Here is a 17,829-nt window from a genome sequence, read left to right on the forward strand (position 1 = left end):
CTGGCTGAACCTTCCGCATTTCCTTCCGCGCAGACCCTCTCGGACCAGGGCTCCGGTCCCTGCTCGGCGGGTTTTGGCGCGATCCGGAGGTCGAACCCCTCCAATCTGCCGAAAAAGCGGGCCGTCTCCAGCTCTGATGAAAAAGATCGCAAACTCCGGCTTCCATCGTCCAATGAATAATGGCAGCCTCTGCATGCCTAAATGTTATGAATGGAGTTCGGGATGGCGCGGATCAATTCGCGGCAGGTGGAGGCCTTCCGGGCGACGATGCTGACCGGCAGCGTGACTGAGGCGGCGGCGCTGATGAAAGTGACGCAGCCGGCGGTCAGCCGCTTGCTGCGCGACCTCCAGGCGCTGTTGAAGATGGAGCTGTTCGAGCGGCGCGGCACCGGCCTCGTGCCGACCGCTGCGGCCATGGCACTCTACACCGAAGTCGAGCGCTCCTTTGTCGGCCTCGAACGCATCACCGCGGCAGCCGAAGAAATTCGCGGCCGCCGCACCGGCTCGCTGCGGATTGCGGCACTGCCAGCACTGTCGAATGGCTATTTGCCGCGTCTCACCGGGCACTTCCTGAAGGAGCGGCCGAACCTCAACCTCGCTTTCTTCGGCGTGATCTCACCGATCGTGGTCGATTGGGTGCTGAACAACCAATGCGACGTCGGCTTTGCCGAGGTGCCGATCGCGCATTCGGGCTTGCCGAGCCAGAAGCTGCCGGCGCCCGCGCGTGTGGCTGTACTGCCCACCGGTCACCGCCTCGCGGAAAAGGAAGTGCTGGAGCCCCGCGATTTCGAGAGCGAGACTTTCATCTCGCTGTCGGCGGGCTCGTCGAGTCGCCACCTCGTCGACCAGGTCTTCCATCGCCACGATGTCCGCCGCGTGCTCAGGGTCGAGACCACGCTGTCGGAGATCATGTGCGGCATGGTGTCGTCAGGACTTGGCGTCGCCATCTGCGATCCCTTCACGGCTCAGGAATTTTCCACCCGCGGCGTCGTCGTGCGCCGCTTCCTGCCGCGGATCGATTTCGAATTCTCCGCGGTTTTTCCGGCGCAGCGCAGCCCCTCGCCGGTGGCGCTGGATCTGGTCGAGACCATGCGCAAGGCGCTCGCCGAATTCGACGAGCCAACCCTCAGCCGTTGAACGCCGCCTGCGCTTCCGGCAGGTCCCAGATCTTGCCGATCGCAGCGGTCCCCGCCGCCGTGATCGCCGCCTCGTCAGCGCCAAGATAACGGCCGCCATCGACCAGCATGCGGCCGTCGACCATGACCTGAGCGATATTGGCGCGATTGGCGAGTGCGATCAGTGCGCGGCGCGGATCGAACAACGGCTGAAGATGCGGATGGGTAAGATCGACGATCGTGAGGTCGGCGGTCGCGCCGGGCGCGATGCGGCCGAGGTCAGGCCGCTTGATGACATCGGCCGCGATCGCCGTGTTCGCCTCGATCAATTCGGCTGAGTTCGCGACATCGGCGCGCGCTGAGGTGATCTTGGAGATCAGCGACGCCGCATTGAGCTCGCCGAGCAGGTCCATGTTGTAGCCGTCGGTGCCGACCACGGTGCGAACGCCGTGCTCCGCGAACCGGCTGAAGGCCGCGGTAACGCCGGCGCGCGCGAACACGCGCGGGCAGTTGAGAACCGTCATACCGCGCGCGGCCATCAGCTTGAGATCGTCATCGGTGCTGAACATGCAGTGCGCCGCCATCAAATCGGGCGCCAGCAGGCCGAGCCAGTCGAGATATTGCGCCGGCGTGCGGCCAGCATAGCGCTTGCCGATGGTCTCGACCTCGGCACGGCTCTGCGCCATATGCGTCGTGATGGGAACGCCAAGCTCGCGCGCCCGCGTGGCGCAGGCTTTCAAGAGATCGGGGCCGCAGGTGTCAGTGGCGTGTGGGCTCATCGCAAGGCCGATGCGACCGTCGCCGCGATTATTCCAGCGCTGGTAGAGCGCATCCCAGGTCGCCATGTCGGCGGTGCCATCATCGCCGGAATAGCGCACGACGCCGTCGGGGCCGGCCTTGGCGTCCGACGTGGAGAACAGATAGGGCGCGCCGTAGAAACGGATGCCCATCTCCTCGGCGGCGCCGAACATCTCCGGGATCGAGTTTCGGAACGGCTCCATCACCGTGGTGGCGCCGCCCTTCAGGAGTTGAAGGATGCCGAGCCGCGCGACCGCCATTCGCTCTTCCGCCGACAAGATATCAGCGCCGCGCTTGGTCAACGGCAAAAGCACCGTATAGACGATGCTCTGGTTGTTGCGGCGGCCATTGCCGTCCTCGGTGTGACTGCGCGCCACCGCTTCCGAGAAGCAGTGATTATGCAGGTTCAACAGGCCCGGCAGCACGAATCGGCCGGGACGGTCATGCACCTCGTCCGCGCGCGGCTTATCGCGCGTAATCGCGGCGATCTTCTTGCCTTCGACCAGAACCCAATGGTCGCGCAACACATCCTGCGCGCCGTCCTTGCGAGACAGCACATAGCTGCCGAAAATTGCTGAGGTGCTCATGCGGGGCGTACGTTCCAGAAGACGGCGGTGCCGTCGAGAATGCCGGTGACGGCTTTGCGATAGGCGGTCGGCTGCTTGTACAGGCCGATCGGAATATAGGGGATTTCCTGGAAAGCCACCGCCTGGATCTCACGGCAGATGCGCTGCTGCTCCGCGAGCTCGGAGGCCGCCAGCCACTGGCTGCGCAGGCCGGCCATCTTCTCGCTCGCATACCAGCCGGCGACCTTGCCTTCGCCGCGGATGTTGGTGTTGCCGGCCGGATTGAGCCAGTCGATGCCCTGCCAGTTGCCGACCGCCGCGCTCCAGCCGCCCTGACCGATTGGATCTTTCTTGAGCTGGCGCTGCAACACCACCGCGAAATCGAGCCCGGCATATTCGACGTTCATGCCGGCCTTGCGCAAGGAATCGACGGCGATCTCGCCAAGCGGCTTCTGCGCCAGTGAGTTGGTGGGCACGAGCACCACGATCTTCTCGCCATTATAGCCGGCGGCCTTGAGGTCGGCCTTCACCTTGGCGTAGTCACGCGGGCCGCGGAACACATTGAGGCCGACTTCGCTCGCCATCGGCGTATTCGGCGCGAAATAGCCGATGGGGGAGACCTGGAAGTTCGGATCGGTACCGGCTACCGCTGTCATGAAGGCGGATTGATCGATCGCCCCCAGGAGCGCGCGGCGAACGGCAGGGTTGTTGAACGGCGGCTGAAGATGATTGAGGCGTAGCATGCAGGCATAGCCGCGAGGATCAAGGACGCGCGTCTCGATGTCGCCGGCCGCCTTGATGATCGGCAGCAGGTCGTGCGGCGTGGTCTCCTGCCAGTCCTGCTCGCCGGTCTGCAGCGCGGCGACGCCGGTGCCCGCATCGGGTGTGGTGGTCCAGACCACGCGGTCGTAGTGCACGATCTTGGGCCCAGCCGTCCAATCCGGCTTGCCATCAGTGCGCGGCTGATAGCGCTCGAATTTGGCATAGGCGTTGCGCGCACCCTGCACGCGCTCGTCGGCGAGATAACGGAACGGGCCGCTACCGATCACTTCGGTCAGCGGCTTGAATGGATCCTGGCTCGCCAGCCGCTCCGGCATCATGAAGCACGCGTTGATCGCGGCCTTGCCCAGCGCCTGCGGCAGCAGCGGGAACGGACGCTTGAGGCGGAAGCGGATGGTGCGGTCGTCAGTGGCCGACAGTTCGTCCGTCGCCTCCATCAGCTCACCGCCAAAGCCGTCGCGCGCGGCCCAGCGGCGGATGCTCGCGACGCAGTCCCGCGCAAGCACGCGCTCGCCGTCGTGCCAGAACAGGCCATCGCGCAAGCTGAGGTCCCATTGCAGCCCGTCGCCGGAGACGACATGGCCCGACAGCATCTGCGGCGAGACCTGCAGGGAGGAGCTCATGCCGTAGAGCGTGTCGTAGACCATGAAGCCGTGGTTTCGCGACACCTGTGCCGTGGAATAGATGGGGTCGACGAAAGCGAGGTCGATCACCGGAATGAAGCGCAGCGTCGTCTGGGATTCGGCGCGCAGGATGCCCGGAAATGACAGCGCCGGCACAGCGGCTGCGGCCTTGAGGAGCGAACGACGGGAGAGGGGCATTGCACGAGGCTCCTGAAGGATCTTACGCGTTCAACAACACCGCACCGATCGCAGCGGCCACCGCCTGCTGCGCCGGCTCGACCACGGGCACGCCGATCGCCTCCGCAATCGCCGCGCGATGCGAGGCCATCCCGGCGCAGCCCATCACCACGACATCGGCGCGGCATTGCGAGACCAGCGCGCGGCCTGCTTCGATCAACCGTCCCCGGATGTCCGCGCCTGCCGTCTCCGCGGCGCTCGCGCCGACCGACCAGCTTCCGGCATAACGACTATCGACGCCCATCACCCGCGCCATCCGCTGTTGGCGGCGAATGCTCGACGGCGACAGCGCGATGATTCCAAAACGTTCGCCCAGCATCAGCGCGCGAAAGATGCCGCACTCGGCGATGCCCATCACCGGGCGCCCGCCGGCGGCCTCGCGCACCGCATGCAGGCCGGGATCACTGAAGCAGGCGAGCACGAAGGCATCCGCCTCGTCGCGCGTGACGCGATTGACCAGCGGCATGACGACGCTGTCGGCGCCGCGTTGCGAGCTGATGCCGGGCGGCCCCTCGGCAAGACCGGCGACCTCGATTTCGGGTCCGCCGACGATGCGCAGCGGCGCGACGGCGTCATCGATCGCCGCCGTTACCGATGCGGAGGAGTTGGGGTTGATGACGAGGATGCGGGTCATGGCGTGGCTCAGCTTTTTCCGGCCTCGTGGCGCAGGAAGTTGGCCGCGATCTTCTCACCGGTCGTGATCCAGACATCCGGGCACGACCTTGCGTAGGTCAGGAACTCACGCAGGAGGCGCAGCCGCATCGGTCGACCGCTGCATTGCGGATGCAGCACGGTCGTCACCATCGCGCCCCAGTCGCGGACTTCGTCAAGCTCGTCCTTCCAGATCGAAAGCACATGCTCCTTGGGGAAAATCGAGCGCGGACTGAAGCGCGCCGACAGGCCGTGCATCCAGTCGTCATAGCTTGCGGTCACCGGCAGCTCGATCGTGCCCGGCTTGCCGCCTGCGAGACGATGCCGATAAGGCCGCACGTCGTCGCGAAACGAGGAGGTGTAGACGATGCCGTGTCGCACCAACGCCACCCGCAGCTCCTCGGTGAACTCGCCGTAGGGCGCGCGATAGCCGGTCGGCTTGACGCCAAGCCGGCGCTTGAGCGTCTCGAAGCCGCGCTCAAGCTCCTCCTCGATCCAGGGATCGCCGGGATCGGGAAGGAGATGGTGATAACCGTGGTGGCCGATCTCGTGACCGGCCTTGAGAATGGCCTCGGCCATCGCCGGATGCGCGTCGACCGACCATCCCGTGACGAAGAAGGTCGCCTTGAGATCCAGCTGGTCGAGCAGCTCCAGGAGCTTCGGCGTGCCGACGCGCGCCTCATAGCCGCCATAGCTCATGGTGATGAGCCGCTGCGCATGCATCGCGTCCTTGCTGGTCCAGGCGCTCTCCGCGTCCACGTCGAACGACAGGAACATCGCCGAATTGTACGGCTTCGGCCAGGGGTATTCCGGCGCAGGATCCGCGGTGTTGGCTGGGGTGAGCGGGATGCTCTGGAGTGCCTTACTGTCCAGCATTGAGGGTCGCCTTTTCGAGTGCGTTGTCGGTCAGTTTCCACTTAGCGAGCAGCGTGCGATAGGTGCCGTCCGCGATCAGCGCATCGACCGCCTCCAGCATCGCTTGCTGCAGCGCCTTTTCCTTGACCGGCAGAGCGATGCCGGTGAATTGCTGCGCGATGGGCTCGCCCACGGTCGCATAGGTGCCGGGCTCGAGATCCATGATGTAGGGCAGCGTCTCGTTGCCCTGGGCGGCGGCATCGATGCGGCCCTGCCTGAGCTGGGTGCGGGCATCGGCCGAGCCGTCGGTGCCGACGAACTGGATCGGATTGGTGCCGCAATTCTTCTCGCTCCAGGCCGCGATCTGCGCCGGGAACATGGTGCGGCGGCTGGCGCCGACCTTCTTGCCACAGAGCGCGGCCGCGTCCTTGAACTCCGCCTTACGCGACTGCTGCACGAAGAACTGCGGACCGCTGCGCAGATAATCGACGAAGGACGCGATCTCGTGCCGGCTGGCATAGTCCGTGAAGCCGGACATGATGGCGTCCACCCGCCCGGTCGAGATCGACGGCATGAACTCGGCAAAGCTGGTCTCCTGCCATTCGATCTTGACGCCGAGCTTGCGGCCGATGGCCTCGCCGAGATCGATGTCGAAGCCGGACAACGCGTTGGTGGCGGGATCGCGGAACTCCATCGGCGGATAGTTCGGCACCAGCGCGACCTTGATGCTGCCGCGCTTGGCGATCTCCGCCGGCAGCTCGACCGCCATGACCGGAGCGCTCATGGCGCCAACGAGTGCCGCCGTAACCAGAAGTCTCTTCATCGATACGCCCCCATTCAGATCACTGCCGAAAGAAATGCCTTGGTGCGCTCCTCGCGCGGCGTGCCTAAGACGTCCGAGGCGCTGCCCTGCTCGATGATCGCGCCCTGGTCCATGTAGACGACGCGGTCGGCGACCTCGCGCGCGAAGCCGAGTTCGTGTGTCACGACCATCATGGTCATGCCGCTCCGCGCCAGCTCCTTCATGACTGCCAAGACCTCGCCGACGAGCTCGGGATCGAGCGCGCTGGTCGGCTCGTCGAACAGCATCAGCATCGGCTTCATGGCAAGCGCGCGGGCAATCGCGACGCGCTGCTGCTGGCCGCCGGAGAGTTGGGCGGGATACCAGTCCGCTTTGGCCGACAATCCGACGCGCCGCAGCAGTTCGATCGCCTCCGCACGCACCTCGTCGGATTTTCGGCCCTGAACCTGGAGCGGACCTTCGGTGATGTTTTCGAGCGCGGTCTTGTGCGGAAACAAATTGAAGCGCTGGAACACCATGCCGGTCTTCAACCGCTGCCGCCCGATTTCGCGCTCGCTGAGCCGATGCAGCCGGCCGCCCTGCTCGCGCACGCCCAAGAGCTCGCCGTCGAGCCAGATGCCGCCGCTGTCGATCGCGGCGAGCTGGTTGATGCAGCGGAGCAGCGTGGTCTTGCCGGAGCCGGAGGCGCCGATCAGGCACATCACCTCGCCGGGCCGGATGTCGAGCGAGACATTTTTGAGAGCCTGAAACTCGCCAAAACTCTTGCTGACGGAGCGGATCGCGACGAGGGGTTTTGTCATCGCGCGAGCCGCAATGTGCCGCGCGCAAAACGGCGTTCGAGCAGCATCTGGAGCGGCGTCAGCACCGAGACGACGAGCAGGTACCAGAGCCCGGCGACGATCAGGAGCTCGATCACGCGCGAATTGGCGTAGTAGATGTTTTCGGCGTTGTGCAGCAGCTCCGGATACTGGATGACGCTGGCGAGCGAGGTCGCCTTCACCATGCCGATGAACTCGTTACCGAGCGGCGGGATCACCACCCGCATCGCCTGCGGTAGCACGATCCGGCGCAGCGCACGCAAGCGTCCCATGCCGATCGCCTGCGCCGCCTCATATTGCCCGATATCGACCGACAGCATGCCGGCGCGCATCACTTCCGACGTATAGGCGCCCTGGTTGATGCCGAGCCCGAGCAGCGCGGCAAGGAAGGGCGTCATGACGTCGACGGCGCGCGCGCTCCACAGGCCGGGAATACCGATGGTCGGAAACACCAGCGCGAGATTGAACCACAGCAGCAGTTGCAGGATCAACGGCGTGCCGCGGAACAACCAGGTGTAGCCGGCGGCAACGGTCTTCAGCACCGGGTTGGGCGACAGCCGCATGATCGCGATGACGACGCCGAGGAAGATGCCAAGCGCCATCGCCAGCACCGCCATCACCATGGTGTTGACGATGCCCTCGAGAATGACCTTTGCGGTCAGGAAGCGGCTGACATAGGACCATTCGATCTGGCCGGCCGCAAACGCACGCACGATCAGTGCGAGCACAGCAACGATCAGCGCGGCGCTGAGCCAGCGAAGCCAGTGCGGCTCGCGCGCGATCCGCATCCCCGACAGATCGGGAAAACCCTCCGCGAGTGCCGGTACCGGCTTCATTGCGGCGCCGCGTTCAGCATGGGCTTCTCGACTGCGTTGGCGCCGAGACCCCATTTGTCGAGGACAGCCTTGTAGGAACCGTCGGCGATCATCGCGGTGAGCTTCTCGGTCACCACTTCACGAAGCGCCGCATCGTCCTTGCGGAACATGATGCCCTGATAGCCTTTGGCGAAGGGTTCGCCGATCACGCGGTATTTTCCGGCTTCCTGCGTCTGCGCATAAGGCAGCGTCTCGCTGCCCTGTACGGCGGCATCGATGCGGCCCTGCTTGAGCTGGTTGCGAACGTCGATCGAGTTCTCGCCCGGCACGTACTGGATCGCCGGCTTGCCGGCCAGCTCGCAATTCTGCTTGCTCCACTTCTCGATTTCGACCGGGAAGCTGGTGCTGCGGGTAGTCCCGACCTTCTTGCCGCAGAGATCGGTCGCAGCCTTGGCTTCGTTCTCCGCCATCACGAAGAACTGCGGGCCGGTCCCGAGATAATCGACGAAATCGGCGGTCTCGCGCCGCGAGGCGCGATCGGAGATGCCGGAGATGATGAAATCGGCGCGCTTGGTCTGGAGCGACGGGATCAATTCGGCGAACGGCGTCTCGCTCCAGACGATCTTCACGCCGAGACGCTTCGCGAGCTCGTTCGCCAGATCGACGTCGAGCCCGACGAGCTCATTGGTCGCGGGATCGCGATATTCCATCGGCGCATATGTCGAGTTGACGGTGAGCTTCAACGCGCCCGCCTGCTTGATCTCCGCCGGAAGCTCCGCCGCCTGCGCGGACGTCACGGCCGCCAACGCTGCGATGCCGAGGAAATACGAGAGGCGTGTCATGTCAGCTCCTTTGCCAACGTTGTTGGAACGTCCTGTCAGTCCGCGTCGAGAACCGCGGGCTCGATGACGCCAGCGCGTTCCGTGATCACCCTGTATTGCTCCGGCCGCCGGTGCGCGGCGAAGTTAAACATCTTGTCCTTGCCCTGGCGGCAGAGGTCGAGATCGATGTCGGCGACGATCACCTCGTCAGTCAACGTTGCGGCCTGCGCGACGATGCGGCCATTGGGATCGACGATGCAGGAGCCGCCGATCAGCCCGGAGCCGTCCTCCTCGCCGGCCTTCGCCACCGAGATCGCCCAGGTCGCGTTCATGTAGGCGTTGGCCTGCGTGACCAGCGTAGAGTGGAAGGTGCGCAAGGAGGCGTCTTCCGTGCTGCCGCCATTGGGATCATAAGCCGCCGAATTGTAGCCGATGCAGACGAGCTCGACGCCCTGCAGGCCAAGCACGCGCCAGGATTCCGGCCAGCGGCGATCGTTGCAGATCATCATGCCCATGATGGCGTGGGCCCAGGCCGATCCGGAGCGAAAGGCCGGAAAGCCGAGATCGCCGTATTCGAAATAGCGCTTCTCGAGCTGCTGGTAGCGCGCACCTTGTCGCGGCTCGACCGAGCCCGGCAGGTGCACCTTGCGATAGCGGCCAAGCAGCTCGCCGTCGCGATCGACCAGGATGGCGCAATTGTAGCGGCGTCCATCCGGCGTCAACTCGGCATAGCCGACATAGAAGCCGACGCGCAGCGCACGCGCGCGGTCGAACAAGGCGGCGACGTTCGGGTTCGGCATGCCGCGTTCGAAATAATGGTCGAGTTCGTCACCTTCGAGCAGCCAGCGCGGAAAGAATGTGGTGAAGGCAAGCTCGGGAAACACCACGAGGCTGGCGCCGCGGCCGGCCGCCTCCTCCAGCAGCGCAAGCATCCGCGACAGCGTATGCTCGCGCGTATCGGCTTTTTGCGTCGGCCCCATCTGTGCGGCGGCGGCGCGAAGGACACGAACCAAGATTGCCTCCAATCTGTGCGCAGTGCTGCCTCAATGGGCGACTGAACCCTTTGATGCGACGCGCAAATCCGCTGCCATTACGCGGAAGCGGGGCTGCAAAATCAATTCGTTCTGCTATGATGTTTTGGCCCAGAGTATAACCGGCAGTGATATGAACCTGCGCCAGCTCGAGATTCTCCGCGCCGTCATCCGCCACCGCACCACGGTTGCGGCCGCCGACGAACTGGCGCTGTCGCAGCCCGCAGTCAGCAACGCGCTGAAGACGATGGAGGCGCAGGCGGGTTTTGCGCTGTTCGAACGCGTCAACAACCGACTGTTTCCGACCACGGAAGCGATGGCGCTCTACAAGGAGAGCGAGGCGATCTTCGCGCTGCACGCCAAGCTCGAGAACCGCGTGCGCGATCTGCGCGAGAACCGCTCCGGGCATCTCGCGCTGGTCGCGACGCCGCCGCTCGCTTACAGCATCATCCCCTCGGCGCTGTCAGGCTTCCTGCGCCGCCGTCCGGAAACGCGGGTGTTCTTCGACGTGCGGCGCTATGAGGGCATCATCGAAGGCGTGCTCAACCGCGTCGCCGAGCTCGGCTTTGCGCTCGGGCTGACACATCATCCAGGCATCGCCCATGAGGTGGTGCACACCGGCGAGATGGTGTGCGTGCTGCCGCCGCAGCACCCGCTCGCCGACCTGCCGGTGATCTCGGCCGCGGACCTATCCGGTCTGCCGTTCATCGGGCTCGAGCGTGGGACGCGACTGGGCGAGGCCGTGCGTGACAGTTTTGTCCGGGCCGGCGCACCGTTCCAGCCGACCGTCGAGGTGCGCTACTGCAACACGGCCTGCGTGCTCGCCGCCGCCGGCGTCGGCGCCGCGGTGGTCGATCCCTTCTCGCCGCGGCAAAACGGCGGGACCGGCCTCGTCGTGCGGCCGTTTGCACCGACGACGCACGCGGTGGCCTATATGTTATGGTCGGAAGCCGAGCCGCTGTCGCGCCTGGCCAAGGCGTTTCTCAACGAGGTCCGGAAAGAGAGTGCGTTGCTGGAGCGCACAGCGCCACACCAGCAACATGGGGCAGGAAGCGACCAGGCTTGACCTTGACCAGAGGGCATATGGCACGCATCACCATCATCGAGACCGGGCAGGTCCCACAAAAATATCGCGAGCGCTACGGTTCGTTCCCCGACATGTTCGAGCGCATGGTCCGCGCCGGGGATCCGACAGCCACGGTTGACATCGTCAGCATCCCGAACGGCGATGCGCTTCCCGACCCGCGCAATTTGGAGGCGGTGCTGATCACCGGCGCGGCCGCCGGCGTCTATGACGGGCTCGAGTGGATCGCGCCGCTGGAAGATTTCGTGCGCACGGCCTACGCCAACAGGACACCGATGGTCGGCGTCTGCTTCGGCCATCAGCTGATCGCGCAGGCGCTCGGCGGCACCGTGCGCAAGTCGGAGAAGGGCTGGGGCATCGGCCGGCACGTCTATCAGGTGCTGCCGGACAACGGTGTCGTCGACGGCGAAGCGGTCGCCATCGCCTGCTCGCATCAGGACCAGGTCATCGAGCCGCCAAACGATGCGCTGACGATCCTCTCCTCCGATTTCACCCCGCATGCCGGCCTGCTCTACGCCAACGGCGCGACGCTGACTGTGCAGCCGCATCCGGAGTTCGACGTGGAGTTTGCGCAGGTGTGCTGCGAACTGCGCGACGGCAAGGCGCCGGACGCTGTCGTTGCCACGGCGAGGGAATCACTGGCGGAGCCGATGGATCACGCCAAGCTCGGTAGCGCGATTACGCGATTTCTGGCGCGCAGGTCCATCTCCTCGTCCTGAGGAGCGTGCCAATTGCGCGCGTCTCGAAGGATCGAGGCACCGCTGCAGCAACGGGGGCCTGCATGGTTCGGACGCCGCTTCGCGGCTCCTCACCATGAGGGTTGAAATCTCAGAACGGGCTCTCTCCTAACCCCACCACATCCGCGGGCCTCGGCCCCGGCGCCGGCCAGTGAAATCGCCTGTCCTTCTCCGTAATCACCATGTCGTTGATCGACGCCTCGCGCCGCCGCATCAGGCCGTGCTCGTCGAACTCCCACTGCTCGTTGCCGTAGGAGCGATACCACTGGCCGCTCGCATCGTGCCATTCGTACTGGAAGCGCACGGCGATGCGGTTTTCGTCGAACGCCCAGAGATCCTTGATCAGGCGGTAGTCGTGCTCCTTCTCCCATTTGCGGGTGAGGAACGCGACGATGGCTTCGCGCCCCTGAAAAACCTCGGAGCGATTGCGCCAGCGGCTGTCCTCTGTGTAGGCGAGCGAGACGCGCACCGGGTCGCGCGAATTCCAGGCATCCTCGGCCATGCGGGCCTTCTGCGCTGCGGTCTCACGGGTAAAGGGCGGAAGCGGCGGGCGCGACATGATGGCCTCATCGGTTGGCGGGAGTGCAATCTATCGCCGCGCGCGGGGGAGTCGAGAGGCCGTCCGCTATCGCCCGATCACGAAATCAGATCAGCCTTCATCAAGGCGCGGATCGACTTCGGGATCGGCTGGGCGCGGCCGCCGCTGATGAAGGCGACGCGCACCTCGGCTTTCACCAGCACGTTTTCCCCGCGCCGCACCTCCTGCGCCAGCACGATGGACGCACCCTTCACGGCGACCGGCCAGGTCACGACATCGAGCACGTCATCCATCCGGGCAGGCTTGAGGAAATCGAGATGCATCGAACGCACCACGAAGGCAAAGCCTGCGTCTTCCGCCTCGGCCTGCTCGAACAATGCCTGCTGCTCGGCGCCCATCAGCCGCAAATGATTGGTCCGCCCGCGCTCCATGAAGCGCAAATAGTTGGCGTGATAGACGATGCCCGAAAACTCTGGTTTGACGATATCGCAACAGAATACCAACTGCTTGATTTCGTTGGGGCGCTGGAGGGCGATAGCGTGAACAAGCGCAGATTTTTCTATTCCCTTTCATGGCGAGCCGCAGCGCCTTCGGGATCAGCTTCAGTGTTCACCCTAGCTCGCCTCGAGAGAAATGTCAGCCCGGCCGCGAGCATAGCGGCCCGAAGGGGCATGCGGGACGAGTGCAGCGACAACACCGGTGTTTGAGCGGCACGTGGGAACGGGGCCGTAATAACGCTCGCCACAGGCGAGCCCGTTTTCCGAGAGCCCCCGGCGAGGAGCACTTTATGGCTTGCGCGAGGCATCGTGATCCGAAGGGCCGAGATAGCATGGCTCGGCAAGCTGGCTCATAGAGCCCCGTCCGCGGAGCGGACGCGCCCACAACCTAATCAGACCCGTACTTGTGCCATGGGCGAAAACCGCGGCACTTATGAGCCTGATTTCGGGAGATCCTATCGCGGACCTCACACCACTGACCCACATTAAGAACGTGTGCGGTTGTTTGCGTGAGAGTTTCCGGGTTCGTTGCTCCGTCGGCGCCGCCCCTGACCGAAAGCCCAACCGATCGCTCTTGCATTGACGGTTTCATCCGCGGAGCCGGAGCAGGACTGGCGTGTATCGTACTCCGTCAACCCAGCTCCATGGTCTGGCCTGAATAGTCGACGAACAGCTTCTCGCCGGCGACATGGACCTGGGGACAGGATGGGCTTGAGGGGGCCGGCCCATTCCTTGTAGCGTTCGCATAGCTGAAGCAGTCGGAGTTAGGCACCAAGGTAGCCGGGTTGCAGACTGTCAGCGGTGCGCGCCTCCTGGTTACCCCGATCAATCGCTGAAATAGCGATCACGATCGACTGGAAACGGTGATCACGATGCTCTGGAATGGGCGATCACGATGGCTTGGACTCCGTGATCACGAACGGCGGGAACACGCACTTACCGGGCGCCCCGTCGACCTACCACGCTACTACGTCGCGAGGTGGAGCGATGCCGTCAAGCTGTCGGGTGCGCGAGAGGCAGGACACCGCGCTGATCTACGCTCGCAAGCGAAGGGGCATGTCAAGGAGTTGGAGATATCTGCAACGCCGCAACCTGACGCGGCGTTTGATTCACGCATTTCTTCCAGCGCCAATGTTGCGATGCAGTTACAGCAATTTGCGTGCACGTTGTTAAGACGCAGCAGGCTCGGGGGCACTCAAGACATGGGAATAGAAATGAAGAACTTGTTGCTTATGACAGTCAGTACGGTGGCGCTTGCTGCGCTGGCCCCCGCATTCAGTGCTGATCTGCCTGCGCAACCCATCGGGCCTCTCTACACCACCGCTGCGGGACCTGTCGCGGCTGCAATCTACGATTGGAGTGCTTACTATTTCGGCGTGAACGGTGGTCTGAGCTCAGGCGAGAGTTGTTGGGAATACCTTGGCAGCACGCCCGAGGGCTGTCATCATCCGACAGGCGGTAGCGTGGGCCTCCAGATCGGCTATCGATGGCAGATGGGCCGGATCGTGCTGGGTGTTGAGGGCCAGGGCAACTGGGCTGATTTGACCGGGTCCAATCACAGCATCGCGTTTTTCGATACTACCAACCAGACTAAGATTGACGCCTTCGGTCTCATGACGGGGCAGATTGGTTATGCCTTTGGGAACAACGTACTTTACGGCAAAGGCGGCGCCGCAGTCACGAGCAACATCCATCAGATCAGCTCGACCGTGGCAGGCGCCGGTAGGAAAAGTGACGTTCTTTGGGGCGGTGTGTTGGGGGTCGGATTCGAGCACGGCATCGCACCGAACTGGACGGTGGGCTTCGAGTACGACCACCTGTTCTTCCAGCCCCGCACGGTGAAATTCAGCGGGAACATTGGCGGGGCCGATCGCATCCGCGAGGATCTCGATCTTGTCACGGTACGGGTCAACTATAAGTTTGGCGGTCCGATTCTCCTGAAATATTGATCCGTAGTTGCGTCGATGGCCCCGGCCTAGCCGGGGCCATTTGAAGGGAAAGCATGGCCCGCTCAGAGCCCGGCCATTCAGGCAATTCCGACGTGAGATTCAAGCGCCGCCTGCGCGATCCCGCCCTTCGCCTTTCGCTGGCCTGCGACCCCTCCTTCTCCGGACGGCAAGCTCGGCAGCACTTCGCGGGGAACCGCCGGCTCAGCGCTGAGCACTCTCGACACCGAAAGTCAGCCGTAATCGTGGACAGGGGTAGTCGCAAGGGCGACGAGCTCGGAACCTGCGTCGATGCCGCGGGAATGATACTGCTTAGCTTGCGGCTGCCGCCTTGCCAGGGTAAGCGGCGCATCGCCCTCGCAATCGAGGCAGACGAGATCGTCGAACACAGCTGCCTCCGCTGAGGCGGCCACGGCAAGATCCGCCTGCAAACGTTGAGGACATAATAGATCGGCTCATCCGCGTCTGTCGCGAACCCGGACGATAGGCAGCTCGGCTTTCCAACATCTCACCGGCCCGTCCGATCTTTCGGATCACTCGCCTCGCCCGCTTCGGCAACTAGCGGCAACCGAGCAGGCGAGCACCCTGCCCTCCGACATCGCCGATATCGCGCGCCAACCGCCGATGCGGACCGAGGAGAAATCATCTGTGCCGCGGGCGGGGCGCAATGACGTCAGTGAAAGCCGCGGACACGGGCGACTCCATGATGAAGCAAGGCGGCATCCACAGCAGGACTGACCCGAGTTTCTCCGGCCAGGACGCCATAACCCTCGCGCTCAGATGGCATCGCTGCCGGGCGCAAGCTCCATGGCCGGGCAGAACTCTAATCTCGCGTCGCCTTGCAACCCGCCGAAACCCAGTCGGTCAGCCACGCCGGAGCGCGGGGAATAGGTTTGGAGTTCATTCTCGGTCCTTCACACCTCGAAGGGGGTTCTGCAGTTCGCACCCGTAGCAACCACAACAGGATTCCTGCAGACTCCGTAGCGCGAGACGCGTCAAGACAGTTGGATCCAAGTGGCCTTTTGCGGCCAGAGCTAATACCTTTTCGGCGAGGCACGCCTTCAACGAAGACGTCCGGTTTGCTTCGGGCACCATCCCGATCGCATCGTCCAGAACACCTCGCAACAAAGCGCATAGTTTGGTTTTCGGTGTCATGGCGCTAATCCAAAAACAACGGAGATCTGGCCGACCTCGGCTCCGGCCCGCCTGGCCGGTGGCCCCCGGAAAGCCGTGCGGAATAAACCTTCTTCGCTCCAGGGAGCGGGAGAAATAAGGGAGACGGCCGAGCCTACAAGTACAAGAGCTAGGTTTCGGTAATGTGACAGTTCGTGCTCCGCTCATTCTGGATGCATGACGGCTTAAGAAAGCATCCTGCGGATAGGTCCTTTGGTTTTCAAGTCGACGCTTGCTGACGCTATCAACAAAAATTCGTAAAGCATTTGGTGAGGATCGCCGAGCCGTGAATTGGGCAGCCTTAGTGGAATTCTTGTTCCGATCGCGCCAATTCCGGCTTAGGAGCTCGTCGCGCCTTTTGAGCCGGATGTGCGGCGCGGTTGCTATAGTCGGCGAGCCACGCTTGTGAATCCACGCTGCTCAATCTGGCGGTCATGTTCACGGCCAGAGCTCCGGCTCGGCGGAAACGGATTGGTCCGCAGGCTCAGAGTTGTCAAATCCCGGTTCTGGTAGTTGAAACACGACGCAACATCATCTTGAACTCTTCTGGCACGGTTCACAGTTGAGCTTACGGTGATAAGAATTTCTCTTCGAGATCATTTCGGCGTGCTCCGGCCAGCCCAGCTTGTCGCCGTCCAGGATCGCTGGTTCGAGTGGCTCGATATTCGCACCGAAACTTTCGCCCAGCTGCGCGATCCAGTGACGCTAGAACGAGCTTGGGTGCCACTGGGCTCGATTACCGTTCCGCCAGAACCAGAATGGACACCAACACATCCGGCGGTCACAAGGGCTCGCCGCCCCACGTAATGCCTACTCCTGTTTAGCACCGTATTCCATGGAGGCGGATCAAGTTTGAAACATCCCGCATGGTCGTTCTGGCTAGTCAGTCAGTGTCCGGTGCCATGTGTGACACAATTATGATTGCTCGCGGGACAACACCGTTGAGGCGTGTCTGACTCACACTGTCGAACTTACGACAAGCTGGTACTTATTTGTAGAGCTAGGCGGTGCGGACTCTGAGAACCCATTTCCAGGAGCAAATCAGATTCATGGCTGTTTTCTCGGAGCAAGTCTTCGGTGTCATGAACCCGCTGGCTCGACTGCAGGTCGAACGCGACGCGGCTGCTTTGTAGCTTACCCGCCGCGGCTGTAATGGCCCCTACAGCCATCCGCCGCCCCTTTGCCTCAGTCCGCGCGCTGCAACAGCGCGCTAGCCGTCATCCACAACAACACGTCACGGGGGTTCCGATATGCAGTTGCTAAGTTTCTCCACGCCGAGCGCCATTCTCTCGAGTGCCCCTTCTCACAACTTAAGCAATTCAGCAGCGTTGCGACCGATTGACGCGGAACGGAAGGTCAGGTGTCCGTCAACTCCCTACAACTATAGGAATCATGTGGCTGGCTTCCTTATCTCGATCGACGGCAGTAGCCCACCGTGGATCATTGCCTCAAAGCTCCGCAGGCGCTGATAAATCGAGATCAGTTCGACGATCGTGCTCCAGGAGTTGACGAGATACTGAAACGAGGTTCGCACTTGCTTGAACGCGTTGAGGATCTGGTTCATCGCGCCGAGGGTGATCCTGCCCGCGATGATTGTGGGCGCAAGCAGCAGATAAGGAAAGATGACGTCAGTCTGCAGATAGACGATCCGGCCGATATTGAAGTACATGAAGTTCACATAGAGCCGGAAGTAATTCCTGCGAATGTCTCTAAACAGTACGCTCAATGTCGGCGCATTGGCACGCGCCGTATCATCCTCGCCGAGCACGAGCTCCTTGCGATAGGCCGCTTCAACCCGTTGGTTGAAAAATTCAATTCCGGGCAGGCGGATGCCGATAAGCGCGAGAACGCCGGTGCCCAGGATCGACCAGATCACCGCGGCGAACACCAGCGGATAGGGAATCGAGCCGAACAGAGGCAACTCCGTGACGTTGCTGGACAG

17 protein-coding genes are annotated in these 17,829 nt (G+C 63.3%); 4 read left to right on the plus strand and 13 right to left on the minus strand.

Translation table 11 applies throughout. The annotated features are described in order from the left end of the window. Positions 1 to 222 precede the first annotated feature (222 nt). Positions 223 to 1,137: a LysR substrate-binding domain-containing protein gene (locus tag AC0L3C_RS21775; protein ID WP_473265516.1), complete on the plus strand. Its 915-nt coding sequence runs from the start codon at positions 223 to 225 to the stop codon at positions 1,135 to 1,137. On the opposite strand, the gene AC0L3C_RS21780 is transcribed toward AC0L3C_RS21775, so the two are convergent. The 9 genes from AC0L3C_RS21780 to AC0L3C_RS21820 are packed head-to-tail and all read right to left on the minus strand — an operon-like array spanning position 1,127 to position 9,894. Then, complete coding sequence (locus AC0L3C_RS21780; protein ID WP_473408936.1) at positions 1,127 to 2,500, minus strand: amidohydrolase family protein; 1,374 nt, start codon at positions 2,498 to 2,500, stop codon at positions 1,127 to 1,129. The two genes, AC0L3C_RS21775 and AC0L3C_RS21780, sit on opposite strands and share 11 nt — an antisense overlap. After that, positions 2,497 to 4,080, minus strand: coding sequence for an ABC transporter substrate-binding protein (locus tag AC0L3C_RS21785; protein ID WP_473408937.1), 1,584 nt, complete (start codon positions 4,078 to 4,080; stop codon positions 2,497 to 2,499). Before AC0L3C_RS21785 ends, AC0L3C_RS21780 begins: the two co-directional genes overlap by 4 nt. A gap of 22 nt (positions 4,081 to 4,102) precedes the next feature. Next, positions 4,103 to 4,753: an aspartate/glutamate racemase family protein gene (locus AC0L3C_RS21790; RefSeq protein ID WP_473408938.1), complete on the minus strand. Its 651-nt coding sequence runs from the start codon at positions 4,751 to 4,753 to the stop codon at positions 4,103 to 4,105. An 8-nt stretch (positions 4,754 to 4,761) separates the two neighbouring features. Further along, positions 4,762 to 5,646 (minus strand): polysaccharide deacetylase family protein, encoded by an 885-nt coding sequence (locus AC0L3C_RS21795; protein ID WP_473408939.1) that lies wholly within the window; start codon positions 5,644 to 5,646, stop codon positions 4,762 to 4,764. Further along, entirely contained in the window at positions 5,633 to 6,448 is an 816-nt protein-coding gene (locus AC0L3C_RS21800; protein WP_473408940.1) for an ABC transporter substrate-binding protein, read from the minus strand. Before AC0L3C_RS21800 ends, AC0L3C_RS21795 begins: the two co-directional genes overlap by 14 nt. A 14-nt stretch (positions 6,449 to 6,462) precedes the next feature. Next, positions 6,463 to 7,227: an amino acid ABC transporter ATP-binding protein gene (locus AC0L3C_RS21805; protein ID WP_473265533.1), complete on the minus strand. Its 765-nt coding sequence runs from the start codon at positions 7,225 to 7,227 to the stop codon at positions 6,463 to 6,465. Then, positions 7,224 to 8,081 carry an amino acid ABC transporter permease gene (locus tag AC0L3C_RS21810; protein WP_473408941.1) on the minus strand — a complete coding sequence of 286 codons (858 nt, stop codon included), beginning with the start codon at positions 8,079 to 8,081 and terminating at the stop codon, positions 7,224 to 7,226. Before AC0L3C_RS21810 ends, AC0L3C_RS21805 begins: the two co-directional genes overlap by 4 nt. Then, positions 8,078 to 8,902: an ABC transporter substrate-binding protein gene (locus tag AC0L3C_RS21815; protein ID WP_473265538.1), complete on the minus strand. Its 825-nt coding sequence runs from the start codon at positions 8,900 to 8,902 to the stop codon at positions 8,078 to 8,080. The genes AC0L3C_RS21810 and AC0L3C_RS21815 overlap by 4 nt, the downstream gene beginning before the upstream one ends. A gap of 35 nt (positions 8,903 to 8,937) precedes the next feature. Beyond that, entirely contained in the window at positions 8,938 to 9,894 is a 957-nt protein-coding gene (locus tag AC0L3C_RS21820) for an N-carbamoyl-D-amino-acid hydrolase (RefSeq protein ID WP_473265542.1), read from the minus strand. A gap of 151 nt (positions 9,895 to 10,045) precedes the next feature. Between AC0L3C_RS21820 and AC0L3C_RS21825 the strand changes: the two genes are divergently transcribed. Together AC0L3C_RS21825 and AC0L3C_RS21830 are read left to right on the plus strand one after the other, a co-directional pair. Continuing rightward, on the plus strand, positions 10,046 to 10,978 hold the full coding sequence (locus AC0L3C_RS21825; protein ID WP_473265546.1) for a LysR family transcriptional regulator: 933 nt from the start codon (positions 10,046 to 10,048) through the stop codon (positions 10,976 to 10,978). Positions 10,979 to 10,995: 17 nt separating this feature from the next. Next, the gene (locus AC0L3C_RS21830; RefSeq protein ID WP_473265550.1) at positions 10,996 to 11,715 is read left to right on the plus strand and encodes a type 1 glutamine amidotransferase; all 720 of its coding nucleotides are present in this window, start codon (positions 10,996 to 10,998) and stop codon (positions 11,713 to 11,715) included. Between the two features lie 109 nt (positions 11,716 to 11,824). Here AC0L3C_RS21830 and AC0L3C_RS21835 read toward each other — a convergent pair whose 3' ends face one another. Both AC0L3C_RS21835 and AC0L3C_RS21840 read right to left on the minus strand, forming a co-directional pair. Further along, positions 11,825 to 12,292 carry a nuclear transport factor 2 family protein gene (locus tag AC0L3C_RS21835; RefSeq protein ID WP_473265554.1) on the minus strand — a complete coding sequence of 156 codons (468 nt, stop codon included), beginning with the start codon at positions 12,290 to 12,292 and terminating at the stop codon, positions 11,825 to 11,827. Positions 12,293 to 12,369: 77 nt separating this feature from the next. Beyond that, positions 12,370 to 12,702 (minus strand): acyl-CoA thioesterase, encoded by a 333-nt coding sequence (locus tag AC0L3C_RS21840; RefSeq protein WP_473408946.1) that lies wholly within the window; start codon positions 12,700 to 12,702, stop codon positions 12,370 to 12,372. Positions 12,703 to 13,982: 1,280 nt separating this feature from the next. Here AC0L3C_RS21840 and AC0L3C_RS21845 point away from each other — a divergent pair. Then, the gene (locus AC0L3C_RS21845) at positions 13,983 to 14,717 is read left to right on the plus strand and encodes an outer membrane protein (protein WP_473408942.1); all 735 of its coding nucleotides are present in this window, start codon (positions 13,983 to 13,985) and stop codon (positions 14,715 to 14,717) included. Between the two features lie 230 nt (positions 14,718 to 14,947). Here the strand turns inward: AC0L3C_RS21845 and AC0L3C_RS21850 are convergent, their stop codons facing one another. Together AC0L3C_RS21850 and AC0L3C_RS21855 are read right to left on the minus strand one after the other, a co-directional pair. Further along, positions 14,948 to 15,103, minus strand: a complete 156-nt coding sequence (locus AC0L3C_RS21850; protein WP_473408943.1) for a hypothetical protein — start codon at positions 15,101 to 15,103, stop codon at positions 14,948 to 14,950. Between the two features lie 2,174 nt (positions 15,104 to 17,277). Further along, positions 17,278 to 17,829 (minus strand): SbmA/BacA-like family transporter (locus tag AC0L3C_RS21855; RefSeq protein WP_473408944.1); only part of this gene is annotated, 552 nt, incomplete at its 5' end.

The organism is Bradyrhizobium sp. WSM4872 (genome assembly GCF_055811715.1).

What these genes read in the sequence shown, in the direction of transcription:
- AC0L3C_RS21800 (WP_473408940.1), bottom strand. Translation starts at nt 6,448, where the DNA reads ATGAAGAGACTTCTGGTTACGGCGGCACTCGTTGGCGCCATGAGCGCT.
- AC0L3C_RS21795 (WP_473408939.1), bottom strand. Translation starts at nt 5,646, where the DNA reads ATGCTGGACAGTAAGGCACTCCAGAGCATCCCGCTCACCCCAGCCAAC.
- AC0L3C_RS21790 (WP_473408938.1), bottom strand. Translation starts at nt 4,753, where the DNA reads ATGACCCGCATCCTCGTCATCAACCCCAACTCCTCCGCATCGGTAACG.
- AC0L3C_RS21845 (WP_473408942.1), top strand. Translation starts at nt 13,983, where the DNA reads ATGAAGAACTTGTTGCTTATGACAGTCAGTACGGTGGCGCTTGCTGCG.
- AC0L3C_RS21785 (WP_473408937.1), bottom strand. Translation starts at nt 4,080, where the DNA reads ATGCCCCTCTCCCGTCGTTCGCTCCTCAAGGCCGCAGCCGCTGTGCCG.
- AC0L3C_RS21835 (WP_473265554.1), bottom strand. Translation starts at nt 12,292, where the DNA reads ATGTCGCGCCCGCCGCTTCCGCCCTTTACCCGTGAGACCGCAGCGCAG.
- AC0L3C_RS21830 (WP_473265550.1), top strand. Translation starts at nt 10,996, where the DNA reads ATGGCACGCATCACCATCATCGAGACCGGGCAGGTCCCACAAAAATAT.
- AC0L3C_RS21840 (WP_473408946.1), bottom strand. Translation starts at nt 12,702, where the DNA reads ATGGAGCGCGGGCGGACCAATCATTTGCGGCTGATGGGCGCCGAGCAG.
- AC0L3C_RS21805 (WP_473265533.1), bottom strand. Translation starts at nt 7,227, where the DNA reads ATGACAAAACCCCTCGTCGCGATCCGCTCCGTCAGCAAGAGTTTTGGC.
- AC0L3C_RS21815 (WP_473265538.1), bottom strand. Translation starts at nt 8,902, where the DNA reads ATGACACGCCTCTCGTATTTCCTCGGCATCGCAGCGTTGGCGGCCGTG.
- AC0L3C_RS21810 (WP_473408941.1), bottom strand. Translation starts at nt 8,081, where the DNA reads ATGAAGCCGGTACCGGCACTCGCGGAGGGTTTTCCCGATCTGTCGGGG.
- AC0L3C_RS21780 (WP_473408936.1), bottom strand. Translation starts at nt 2,500, where the DNA reads ATGAGCACCTCAGCAATTTTCGGCAGCTATGTGCTGTCTCGCAAGGAC.
- AC0L3C_RS21775 (WP_473265516.1), top strand. Translation starts at nt 223, where the DNA reads ATGGCGCGGATCAATTCGCGGCAGGTGGAGGCCTTCCGGGCGACGATG.
- AC0L3C_RS21825 (WP_473265546.1), top strand. Translation starts at nt 10,046, where the DNA reads ATGAACCTGCGCCAGCTCGAGATTCTCCGCGCCGTCATCCGCCACCGC.